Here is an 11976-nt window from a genome sequence, read left to right on the forward strand (position 1 = left end):
CCCTCCGCAAAGCGCCACCACCCGGTTGGTCATTGACTCCGGGCGGTGGCGCTTTGCGTTGGGCGTCGGCTTTTCCAGCGGGCTCATCCCATTCCGTCAAAGGCTGCAGGCACTAGGCTGGTGCTGCAGCCACATATCCCGTCCGGGCACATTTTCCGGACGCTTCGAGATTGGTCAGAGTTTTGAAACTTGAACTCAGAGGGATCACCAAACGCTTCGGCTCCCTAATTGCCAACGATCACATCGATGTGGTTGTTGAACCCGGTCAGATTCACTGCCTGCTTGGTGAGAATGGCGCTGGCAAGTCCACGCTAATGAATGTCCTGTACGGACTGCACGAGCCCAGTGAGGGCGAAATCCTGGTGGACGGCAAAGCCGTCACCTTCCGCGGCCCGGGCGATGCCATGGCTGCAGGCATCGGCATGGTGCACCAGCACTTCATGCTGGTCCCGGTGTTTACCGTCGCTGAGAACGTGGCGCTCGGCGCCGAAACCACCAAGGTGGGCGGCTTCCTCAACCTGGATGACACCCGCCGGAAGATCAAGTTGATCTCGGACAGGTACGGTTTCGACGTCGACCCCGACGCCCTGATCGAGGACCTTCCGGTGGGCGTCCAGCAACGCGTTGAGATCATCAAGGCCCTGGTCCGCGATGCGAAGGTGCTCATCCTTGACGAGCCCACGGCAGTACTGACACCGCAGGACACCGATGAGCTTCTGGACATCATGCGCCAGCTGAAAAGCAGTGGTACGTCGATCGTCTTCATCTCCCACAAACTCCGCGAAGTGAAGGCCGTGTCCGACACGATCACCGTCATCCGGCGCGGCAAGGTGGTAGGCACGGCGGACCCCGGTGCGTCCACCACCGAGCTTGCCTCCATGATGGTGGGCCGCGCGGTCAGCCTGACGCTGGACAAGGCGCCCGCCAAACCGCAGGAAACCACCTTCCAGGTCAAGGACCTCACCGTCATCGCCCCGACAGGCCAGCATGTTGTGGACGGCATTAGCTTCGACATCGCCCGCGGCGAAATTCTCGCCGTGGCAGGGGTGCAGGGCAACGGCCAGACGGAACTCACGGAAGCCATCCTGGGCCTGCAGGAACGCTGCCACGGATCAATCCTGCTCGACGGCGAAGAACTCCTGGGCCACAGCGTCAAGGAAGTGCTCAACGCAGGCGTCGGCTTTGTCCCTGAAGACCGGACCGTTGACGGGCTCATCGGCACGTTCTCCATCGCGGAGAACCTGGTGCTGGACCTCTACGACCAACCGCCTTTCGCCAAGGGCATCAGCATGAGCCCCGCCAGGATCCTGGAGAACGCCAAGTCCCGGATCGACGAGTTCGACGTCCGGACCCCGTCCGGGTCACTGGCCGCGGGCACGCTCTCCGGCGGAAACCAGCAGAAAGTGGTCATGGCCAGGGAACTGTCCCGGCCGCTTCGCCTCTTCATCGCCTCCCAGCCCACCCGTGGCGTGGACGTGGGGTCCATCGAGTTCCTGCATAAACGCATCGTGGCCGAACGCGACCAGGGCACCCCGGTGATGATCGTCTCCACCGAACTCGACGAAGTGATCGAGCTCGCCGACCGCATAGCCGTGCTCTACAAGGGCAAACTGGTGGGCGTCGTCCCGGCCGGCACCGGCCGCGACGTCCTGGGCCTGATGATGGCCGGGCTCTCGCCGGAAAGCGCCCACGCAGACACCGCGCACGCTGCCCACGCTGACGCCACCGGGGCGCAGAAGCCGGCACAGACTTCCACCTCCGGTGCCGAACGAGGCGACCATGACTGAACAGGACAAGCCCAAACACATGGCTGACGATAACGCGGAGGAAAACCGCGACACGCAGGCACTCGAACCCCAGGCCCCGGCCGAAGACGCAGCAGCCGCCGCTTCGCTGGACACAGCCGGCGGCGCGATGCAGCCCTCGGCCGTTCCCGTCTCGGCCCAGAGCGGCACCGTCCCGGGCGGACCTGACACCCTGGTCCGGCGGATCTTCACGGGCAGCGGCACGGTCTCGGTCCTGGCGGTGCTGCTGGCCCTGATCCTCGGCGGACTCCTGATCGCCAGTACGGACAAGCAGGTGGGGGCCACGGCAAGCTACCTCTTTGCCCGGCCCTCGGACTTCCTCTCGGCTGTCTGGACCGCTGCGACGCGTTCGTACATCGCGCTGTTCCAGGGCTCGGTGTTCAATCCCCGCGGCTCCAGTGTCGCGGTGCAGTTTGCGCCGCTGATGGAGACCCTCACCATTGCGACACCGCTCATCACCGCGGGCCTGGGCGTGGCGCTGGCATTCCGTGCCGGCCTGTTCAACATCGGCGCCCAGGGCCAGATCATCATGGCCGGCATCCTTGCCGCCTGGGTCGGCTTCGCACTGCACCTGCCCGTGGGCCTGCACCTCCTGCTGGTCCTCGTCGCCGGCATTGTGGGCGGTGCCATCTGGGGTGGACTGGTGGGCCTGCTGAAGGCACGCACAGGAGCGCATGAGGTCATCCTGACCATCATGTTCAACTACATCGCCCTGTACTTCCTGCGATACCTGCTGAACACCCCGGCGTTCCAGCGGCCGGGGGAGTCCAACCCCATCTCGCCGATCCTGGATCCCTCCGCTGTGTACCCGCAGATTTTCGGGACCCAGTACAGGCTGCACCTGGGCTTTGTCCTGGCCATCGCGGCCACCGTCTTCGTCTGGTGGCTGCTTAACCGGTCCACCGTCGGCTTCGAATTTCGGGCCGTCGGGGCCAACCCCAAGGCGGCACTGACCGCCGGCATCAACGTTCCCCGGGCCACTGTCCTGGTCATGGCAATCGCCGGTGCCCTGGCAGGCATGTCCGGTGTGGCGCAGGTGGCGGGAACCGAAAAGGTCCTGACCGATGGCGTCGCTGCCACCTACGGCTTCGACGCCATCACCGTTGCGCTCCTGGGACGCTCGACGCCGTGGGGCACCTTCGCGGCCGGCCTGCTGTTCGGCGCCTTCCGCGCCGGGGCGGTGCAGATGCAGATCCAGACCGGAACCCCCATCGACATCGTGTTGGTGGTCCAGTCGCTGATCGTCCTGTTCATCGCAGCCCCGCCGTTGGTGCGTGCCATCTTCGGGCTCAATCCCCGCAAAAAGAAGGCCGCTAAGCCCGGCAAGTCCAGGACGGCAGCAACCACCGGAGGTGCAGCATGAGCACAACAGCAACGTCGCCCGTTCCGGGCGCGCCGCAGCCGGGAACACCGCAGTCGGCCAAGGAAAAGGCCCCCGCAGTTTCAGCGAAGCCCGTGACCTGGAAGGTGCCGGTCCTGCTGGCTGTCCTCGGCGTCGTGGCGTTCATCTTCTTCGGGATCATGGGACCCAACCAGACAGCAAGTTTCGGAATCTCCTCGAGCGGCGACTTCTTCCAGCTTCCGGCCATCCAGGTGCCCGCCTTCCTCGGCGGCATCGTACTTTCGGTCCTGATGCTGGGCCTCGCCGCCTACGCGGTGTACCTGAAAACCCGGAACGAGCCCTCCCCCGGCTGGCTTCCCGTCGTCTTCATCGTCCTTTTTGTGGCAGCCTTCCTGATCTGGGTGGTGGGCGGCGCCCGCACACCCAGCATCTCGCTGGCCGGTCTCATCGCCGGTTCCGTGACGCTCGCCGTTCCCCTCGTCTTCGGCTCCCTTTCGGGCGTGCTCTGCGAACGCGCGGGCGTCGTAAACATCGCGATTGAGGGCCAGCTCCTCGGCGGTGCGTTCACCGCCGCAATGGTGGCCACCCTGACTAAGAGCCCCTTCGTCGGGCTGCTGGCCGCGGCCGTTGCCGGCGCAGTCGTCTCCATGGTGCTGGCTGTCTTCAGCATCAAGTACCTGGTCAACCAGATCATCGTCGGCGTGGTCCTCAACGTGCTGGTCTCCGGGCTGACCGGTTTCCTGTTCAGTACCGTGATGCAGGCCAACAAAGCCCAGTTCAATTCACCGGGCCGCCTGCCCATTATCGACATCCCCGTGCTGTCCAGCATCCCGGTGATCGGCCCCATTCTGTTTAAGCAGTCCGTGGTGGGGTACCTGATGTACATTGCGGTCATCGTGGTGTGGATCGGCCTCTTCAAGACCAAGTGGGGCCTGCGCGTCCGGGCCGTCGGGGAACACCCGCAGGCCGCCGACACCATGGGCATCAAAGTCAATGCCACGCGCTTCTGGAACGTCACGCTCGGCGGTGCCGTGGCAGGCATCGGCGGTTCCTTCTTCACGCTGGTGGCGATTGACAGCTTCACCAAGGAGATCTCGGGCGGACGCGGCTTCATCGCCCTGGCCGCGCTCATCTTCGGCCGGTGGAACCCGATCGGTGCCTTCTTCGCCGCACTGCTGTTCGGCTTCGCGGACAACCTGCAGAGCATCGTGACCATCATCGGCACGCCGGTTCCGAGCCAGTTCATGGCCATGCTGCCCTACCTGGTGACGGTACTCGCCGTGGCTGGACTGGTTGGCCGCTCCAGGCCGCCGGCGGCTGACGGCATACCCTACGTCAAGGGTTGACGGCCGTGGACGAGGTTTCGCAACGCCCGGAGATTTCTCCCAGCCAGGGCACAGGCGTGGACTGGGCGGCCCTCGAAGCCGCCGCCGTATCCGCCATGAAGAACGCGTATGCGCCGTATTCGAAGTTCGCGGTGGGGGCAGCTGCCCTCACCTCGGACGGCAGGATCGTCAGCGGTTGCAACGTCGAGAACGCCAGCTACGGCCTGACGCTGTGCGCGGAATGCTCCCTGGTAGGCAACCTGCACATGACCGGAGGCGGGCTGCTGCGCGCCTTCTACTGTGTGGACGCCGGCGGCAACATCCTGATGCCGTGCGGGCGCTGCCGCCAGCTGCTGTACGAATTCCGGGCTCCCGACATGGAGCTGATGACAACGCAGGGAATCAAAACCATGGACCAGGTGCTACCCGATGCCTTTGGTCCCCAACACCTGGAGGAACCCCGGTGACACAAACCCCAAGCAACACCGAGGCGTTCGACGCCGTCGACATCATCCGTATCAAGCGGGACAGGGGAGTCCTGACCCCGGCACAGATCGACTGGACCATCAACGCCTACACCCGCGGCGCGATCGCCGACGAGCAGATGGCCGCCCTGAACATGGCCATCCTGCTCAACGGCATGGACCGTGCGGAGATTTCGCGCTGGACCAATGCGATGATCGCCTCCGGCGAACGGATGGACTTCTCCGGCCTGCGGCGTCCCGACGGCGGCGTGAAAGCGACGTCGGACAAACACTCAACAGGGGGAGTGGGGGACAAGATCACGCTGCCGCTGGCACCGCTGGTGGCTGTTTTTGGCGTAGCCGTCCCGCAGCTCTCCGGGCGCGGCCTCGGCCACACCGGAGGCACGCTGGACAAACTGGAGTCAATCCCGGGGTGGCGCGCAGCGCTGAGCAACGACGAGATGATGGCCCAGCTGCAGGACGTCGGGGCCGTGATCTGCGCCGCGGGCGCCGGACTGGCACCTGCGGACAAGAAGCTTTATGCCTTGAGGGACGTCACCGGAACCGTGGAGGCCATCCCGCTCATCGCGTCCTCCATCATGAGCAAGAAGATCGCCGAAGGCACGGGTTCGCTGGTCCTGGACGTCAAGGTGGGAAGCGGCGCCTTCATGAAGGACGAGGCCCGCGCCAGGGAACTGGCCGAGACCATGGTCGCCCTGGGCAAGGACGCCGGGGTCAACACGGTTGCCTTGCTGACCAACATGGACACGCCACTGGGGCTCACGGCCGGAAACGCCATCGAGGTGGAGGAGTCTGTGGAGGTGCTGGCCGGCGGCGGTCCGGAAGACGTCGTCGAACTGACCGTCCGCCTGGCCGAGGAAATGCTGGCCTGCGCAGGCGTGCACGACGCCGACCCGCGTGCGGCGCTCAAGGACGGCCGGGCCATGGACGTGTGGAACCGAATGATCGAGGCGCAGGGCGGCGACCCCCGCGCCACATTGCCTGTGGCCAAGGAGTCCGAGGTTGTCTACGCGCCGGCCGACGGTGTCCTCGTGGAGCTGGACGCCCTGGCCGTGGGTGTGGCGGCCTGGCGGCTGGGCGCCGGGCGGGCCCGCAAGGAGGATCAGGTCCAGGCTGGAGCCGGCGTCAGGCTGCACGCCAAGCCCGGTGCCGTGGTCCGTGCCGGCGAGCCGCTGATGACACTGCTGACGGACACCCCGGAGAAGTTCGGACGTGCCAAGGAAGCCCTTGAAGGGGCCGTGCTGGTTGCGCCGGAAGGCTCCCGGCCGGCGCAGAAACTCATCATCGACCGCATCTCCTGACCACGTGGTTCTCTCCGGCCGGGTCCCTGCGGCGGCGGCGCTTGCCGGCTGTGGACCGGCCGGGGAGAAAACGGGTGGCCCCGGCCGTTAGGAAACTGTGCAGGCTATCAACGACTTCATTCTTGCGGCGGCCGGGCAGCCCTGGGTTCTCCTGCTGGTGCTGGCCTGCTGCGTGATCGACGGGTTCTTCCCGCCGATCCCCAGCGAGTCGGTGGTGGTGGGCCTGGCCGCCGTGGCAGCGACCGCCGATGTGCCCAACCCCTGGCTGCTGATGCTCATGGCCGCGCTGGGTGCATTCGGCGGCGACAACATTGCCTACCTGATCGGACGCAGGGTAGGTACACGGCGGTGGCGGTGGATGCGCGGACCGCGGATGCAGACAGCCTTCCACTGGGCCGGGAACGAACTGAGGAAGCGGCCGGCGTCCCTGGTGCTCGTGGCCCGGTTTGTTCCGATCGGCCGGGTGGCGGTGAACCTCACTGCGGGTGCCACGCATTTTCCGCACTTGCGGTTCGTGGGGCTGACCGTGCTGTCCGCCGCGCTGTGGTCATCGTATTCCGTAGCGATCGGCCTGTTTTTCGGGCAGTGGTTCGAGGACAACCACCTGCTTGGTGCCACCATTGCCATTGTCTGCGCCATCCTGCTCGGGATCATTGTTGACATCATGATCGGCCGCTTCCGTGGCCGGCTGCCCGAGGAACCTGCGGAGGAGCCCGCATCTGGTCCCTAGCAAGGGCCCATGCAGCGGCCGGCGTACCAGCACGCGCCCGCCCGGAGGAGACTCCAGTGAATTGTTTTTCTCCCACCGGAGCGTAGCGAATCATGCTTCTTACATGCGACACTAAATAGGATTTCCATCACTTCATAGGAGCAGGGCCCCGCGTGGAATTTATCAATGAGGCAGTGCTCCATGCCGCAGGCCAATGGTGGATTTATCCCATACTGCTGGTGTTCTTTTTTGTTGACGGTTTCGCGATGGTCGTGCCAAGCGAAACACTGATCGTCGCCCTCGCGGCGTTCTCACGCCAGAGCGGCGAACCCAACCTCTGGATTCTCGGTGCCACAGCGCTGGTCGGCGCCATTGCCGGCGACAACATGGCGTACATGCTGGGTCGGAAGATCGGGCTGGAACGGTGGCGCTGGATGCGCAAGCCCAAGGTGCAGAAAGTCTTCGCGTGGGCCAACTATGAGCTGGAGAAGCGCGGCGCGGTGCTGATCTTCACGGCCCGGTATATTCCCTGGGGCCGTGTGGCCGTCAATTACGTCGCCGGAACCACCGCTTTTCCGCACCGCAGGTTCTTCATCCTGGATGCCTTTGCCTGCTTTACCTGGGTGGGCTATTCGATCGGGATAGGCCTACTGGCCAGTTCGTTCCCCTTGCTGCATGACAACCCGTTGCTCGGCGCCGGCATTGCCGTGGTGTTCGCCATCATTCTGGGGATCATCATCGACCACCTTCTGCGCTGGTGGCACAAGCGGCTCGGCCGCCACGACGCCGAAGTCGTGGACGAGTGGCTGGACGGCGGAACGGGCACGGCCCCGGCGGCTGTCCACGGCCACGGAACGGTCCTCGCCGCCCCCGCCGGAGATGCCGAGGCCAGGGAAGCCTGACGGCTGGCATTACGCGGCCACCGACCCTAAGGTGGGAACCGTGACTGAGCCTATTCTTGACGCTGCCCCTGCCATCGACTTCGACCTCAAGAGCCTCCCGAAGGTATCCCTGCACGACCACTTGGACGGCGGCCTGCGCCCGGCCACCATCATCGAACTGGCGGCGGCCGTCGGGCACACCCTGCCCTCCACCGATCCGGTGGCGCTGGGGCAATGGTTCCGTGAATCCGCCGACTCCGGCTCCCTGGTCCGCTACCTCGAGACCTTCGACCACACCATCGCCGTGATGCAGACCAAAGAGGGTCTCTCCCGGGTGGCCAAGGAATTCGTTGAAGACCTTGCCGACGACGGCGTGGTGTACGGCGAAGTGCGCTGGGCGCCGGAGCAGCACCTGCAGAAGGGGCTGACGCTGGACGAAGTGGTCGAAGCCATCCAGGAAGGGCTCGACGCCGGCGTGGACGCCGTCGCCGAAACCGGCCGGGAAATCCAGGTGGGCCAGCTCATCACGGCCATGCGCCATGCGGACCGCGGCCAGGAGATTGCCGAACTGGCGGTCCGGCACCGCAACAACGGAGCCGTGGGCTTCGACATTGCCGGAGCCGAGGACGGCTTCCTGCCGGCCCGCTTCCGCGACGCCTTCACCTACCTGGCCCAGCACAATTTCCCCGCCACGGTGCACGCCGGCGAAGCCGCAGGCCTGGAAAGCATCCAGTCCGCCCTTGTTGACGGCCGTGCCCTGCGCCTGGGCCACGGCGTGCGCATCGCCGAGGACATCACGGTCGAATTCGACGACGAAGACGCAGAAGAGGGAGACGACGCCGACGACAACATCGGGATGGTGACCCTTGGCGAGCTTGCCAGCTGGGTCCGCGACCGCGGCATCGCCCTGGAGATCTGCCCGTCCTCCAACCTGCAGACCGGCGCCATCGCCGGCTTCGGGGAGGGCATCGAAAGCCACCCGCTGGACATGCTCTACCAGATCGGCTTCAACGTCACCATCAACACCGACAACCGGCTGATGAGCGGCGTGACCCTCACCGACGAGTTCGAACTGCTCGTGGAGACCTTTGACTACGATCTGGACGATCTCCTTGAGCTGACACTCAACGCCGCCGAGGCCGCGTTCCTGCCGTTGGAGGAAAAGGAAGCCCTCGTTGAGTACATCAACGACGCCTACGCCAATCTTGCCTAAGGACGGTTCGGGCCCGGCCGCCTCAGGAGTCGCCTCTTTGTCGGCAAGGATAGCCGCCCTCCGGGAGCACTGCCCCTGGATGGGGGCACTCACCCACGAGTCCCTCGTGGAATACCTCCTCGAGGAGGCCTTTGAGGTCGCCGAAACAATTGAAACCGGCACCGACGAGGCAGAGCTCCGCGGGGAGCTGGGCGATGTGCTGCTCCAGGTGGTGCTGCACGCCCGCCTGGCGGAGGAACGGGGGAGCTTCGGCTTCGACGACGTCGTCCAGGGGCTTGAAGCGAAGCTGATCCGCCGGAATCCGCACGTGTTCCGGCCGGACGGCTCGCTGCAGGACACTTTCCCCGCCAGCGTGGCGGAGATCGTCCGGAAATGGGACTCCATCAAGCTGGCCGAGAAGCCGGAACGCAGTGATCCTTTCGAGGGAATCCCGCAGGCGCTTCCGGCTCTCGCCCGGGCCCAAAAGTCGCTGGACCGGGCCGGGCGGGCAGGCATCGCGGCGGCCGCGCCCGTCCCCTCAGTGGGTCATCTCGTCGACGCCTTCGCCACTGAGGATGAGCTCGGGGAGTTTCTCTTCGAGCTCGCCGCCGCCGCCCGAACCAGGGATTTCGACGCCGAACGCGCCCTCCGCGGGGCCGTCCGGCGTTACCAGGACAGCCACCGTCCTGGTCACCCGGCTACGCCCCGGACGGGATCATGACGTCCGGGTTCTGGATAGGTTTCCGTAACGTGCACCACTCTCGACTACGCTAGTCCCTGACGAGGACGTCGAGTTTTTCCGCTAGTTTCCCAGTAAATCGCTTCACCATAAGGAGCATATTCATGGCGCTTATCGATGCCATCCACGCCCGCGAGATCCTCGATTCCCGTGGCAACCCGACCGTAGAAGTTGAAGTTCTGCTGTCCGACGGCCAGATCGGCCGCGCAGCAGTCCCCTCCGGTGCTTCCACCGGCGAACACGAGGCCGTTGAACTCCGCGACGGAGACAAGGGACGCTACCTCGGCAAGGGTGTCCAGAAGGCCGTTGACGCTGTCATCGACCAGATCGCTCCGGCCCTGACCGGCTTCGACGCCACCGACCAGCGCAGCATCGACCAGGCCATGATCGACCTGGACGGCACCGCGAACAAGGGCAAGCTCGGCGCCAACGCCATCCTGGGTGTTTCCCTGGCCGTGGCCAACGCAGCTGCAGCTTCCGCTGACCTGCCGCTGTACAAGTACCTCGGAGGCCCCAACGCGCACGTCCTGCCCGTTCCGCTGATGAACATCCTCAACGGTGGCTCGCACGCCGACTCCGACGTGGACATCCAGGAATTCATGATTGTCCCGATCGGCGCCGAGACCTTCTCCGAGGGCCTGCGCTGGGGCGTTGAGGTCTACCACAACCTCAAGTCCGTCCTGCAGGCCAAGGGCCTCTCCACCGGCCTCGGCGACGAGGGCGGCTTCGCTCCGAACCTGCCGTCCAACCGTGCCGCCCTGGACCTGATCCAGGAAGCCATCAAGAACGCCGGTTACACCCCGGGCAAGGACATCGCCCTGGCACTGGACGTTGCCTCCTCCGAGTTCTTCAAGGACGGTGCCTACCAGTTCGAAGGCAAGGCACTTTCCGCCACCGAGATGAGCGCCTACTACGCCGAGCTCGTGGCCGACTACCCGCTGGTTTCCATCGAGGACCCGCTGGATGAAAACGACTGGGAAGGCTGGAAGACCCTCACCGACTCCATCGGCGACAAGGTCCAGCTCGTGGGCGACGACCTGTTCGTCACCAACCCTGCCATCCTGCAGCGCGGCATCGACACCAAGACCGCCAACTCGCTCCTGGTCAAGGTCAACCAGATCGGCTCCCTGACCGAGACGCTGGATGCAGTGTCGCTGGCCCAGCGTGCCGGCTACACCACCATCACCTCGCACCGCTCCGGCGAAACCGAGGACACCACGATTGCTGACATCTCCGTTGCCACCAACGCGGGCCAGATCAAGACCGGTGCCCCGGCACGCTCCGAGCGCGTTGCCAAGTACAACCAGCTGCTTCGCATCGAAGAGGAACTCGACGACGCCGCACGCTACGCCGGACGCAGCGCATTCCCGCGTTTCAAGGGCTAGCCTCCAAAAAAACAGCTGACCGGTGGCTATGGTTGAAAGACCATGGCCACCGGTTCTGTTTGTGCCAAGGACCGGTTCACGGCCAGAACTGAGCACAGCACGGACCATTCATTACAGGAGTGTCATGGCCACCCGCCGTCCCAAGGTTCCCCGGGCTACGCCCGCGGCGCGTCAGTCCAAGGACGCCGACGACGGCGCTGAAGTCATCCGCGCGGATTTCGGCGCGACGCGGCACCTGCCCGCCGCCGAGGCCAAGCCGCCCGCTGCGCCCGGGAAAGCCACCACGGCAAGCCGTCTGGGGGCGTCGGTCAAAGCCGGGGTTGCTGCCGGCAAGCAGGCCGCCGGCCGGCCGGCGGGCAGCCAGTCACCGAGCCAATCCACCCGGGCGTCCGGGACAAATGCCTCGGGCAACCAGGATCCCGTCCCCGCTAAGGCCTTTTCCGGACGGATGCTGGCCCTGGCCGTGGTCATGATTGCCATCACCATCATGCTTGCCCCCACAGTCAAGATCTTCATCGACAAACGGGCCGAGATCGCCGCGCTCGAGGCGGATATCGCGGCACGGCAAGCCGAACGGGACAACCTGAAACTCCAGGTCTCCCGCTGGCAGGATCCGAACTACGTGAAACAGCAGGCCCGCGACCGCATTAACATGGTTATGCCGGGAGAAACCGGCTACTGGGTGTTTGGCAGCGATCTGCCGGCCGGGACCGCCAGTGGCCAGGCCGGTACAGGATCAGCAGAGGACCCGGCCAACCTGCCATGGGTGGACTCGCTTTGGGAGTCCATCAGGCGTTCGGCAACAGACTAGA

At 65.3% G+C, this 11976-nt stretch carries 11 protein-coding genes; all 11 read left to right on the forward strand.

What is annotated here, in order from left to right:
* Positions 1 to 182: 182 nt before the first annotated feature.
* The 11 genes from J7I79_RS18100 (at position 183) to J7I79_RS18150 (ending at position 11975) form a co-directional block, all read left to right on the forward strand.
* Positions 183 to 1787 carry an ABC transporter ATP-binding protein gene (locus J7I79_RS18100; RefSeq protein ID WP_214955530.1) on the forward strand — a complete coding sequence of 535 codons (1605 nt, stop codon included), beginning with the start codon at positions 183 to 185 and terminating at the stop codon, positions 1785 to 1787.
* The gene (locus J7I79_RS18105) at positions 1780 to 3168 is read left to right on the forward strand and encodes an ABC transporter permease (protein ID WP_214955532.1); all 1389 of its coding nucleotides are present in this window, start codon (positions 1780 to 1782) and stop codon (positions 3166 to 3168) included. Before J7I79_RS18100 ends, J7I79_RS18105 begins: the two co-directional genes overlap by 8 nt.
* Entirely contained in the window at positions 3165 to 4493 is a 1329-nt protein-coding gene (locus J7I79_RS18110; protein ID WP_214955534.1) for an ABC transporter permease, read from the forward strand. Before J7I79_RS18105 ends, J7I79_RS18110 begins: the two co-directional genes overlap by 4 nt.
* 5 nt (positions 4494 to 4498) lie before the next feature.
* Positions 4499 to 4939 (forward strand): cytidine deaminase, encoded by a 441-nt coding sequence (locus J7I79_RS18115; protein WP_311380608.1) that lies wholly within the window; start codon positions 4499 to 4501, stop codon positions 4937 to 4939.
* Complete coding sequence (locus J7I79_RS18120) at positions 4936 to 6258, forward strand: thymidine phosphorylase (protein ID WP_214955535.1); 1323 nt, start codon at positions 4936 to 4938, stop codon at positions 6256 to 6258. The genes J7I79_RS18115 and J7I79_RS18120 overlap by 4 nt, the downstream gene beginning before the upstream one ends.
* Positions 6259 to 6355: 97 nt before the next feature.
* Entirely contained in the window at positions 6356 to 6988 is a 633-nt protein-coding gene (locus J7I79_RS18125; protein WP_214955537.1) for a DedA family protein, read from the forward strand.
* A 152-nt stretch (positions 6989 to 7140) separates the two neighbouring features.
* Positions 7141 to 7869, forward strand: a complete 729-nt coding sequence (locus tag J7I79_RS18130; protein ID WP_311380609.1) for a DedA family protein — start codon at positions 7141 to 7143, stop codon at positions 7867 to 7869.
* Positions 7870 to 7909: 40 nt separating this feature from the next.
* On the forward strand, positions 7910 to 9061 hold the full coding sequence (locus tag J7I79_RS18135) for an adenosine deaminase (RefSeq protein WP_214955539.1): 1152 nt from the start codon (positions 7910 to 7912) through the stop codon (positions 9059 to 9061).
* A 79-nt stretch (positions 9062 to 9140) separates the two neighbouring features.
* Positions 9141 to 9761: a MazG nucleotide pyrophosphohydrolase domain-containing protein gene (locus J7I79_RS18140; protein WP_214955657.1), complete on the forward strand. Its 621-nt coding sequence runs from the start codon at positions 9141 to 9143 to the stop codon at positions 9759 to 9761.
* 122 nt (positions 9762 to 9883) lie between these two features.
* Positions 9884 to 11164, forward strand: coding sequence for a phosphopyruvate hydratase (gene eno / locus J7I79_RS18145; RefSeq protein WP_104172754.1), 1281 nt, complete (start codon positions 9884 to 9886; stop codon positions 11162 to 11164).
* Between the two features lie 124 nt (positions 11165 to 11288).
* Positions 11289 to 11975: a septum formation initiator family protein gene (locus J7I79_RS18150; RefSeq protein WP_214955541.1), complete on the forward strand. Its 687-nt coding sequence runs from the start codon at positions 11289 to 11291 to the stop codon at positions 11973 to 11975.
* The last annotated feature ends 1 nt before the right edge of the window (position 11976 follow it).

Source organism: Arthrobacter sp. ISL-69, assembly GCF_018613775.1.
Classification (GTDB): Bacteria; Actinomycetota; Actinomycetes; order Actinomycetales; family Micrococcaceae; genus Arthrobacter.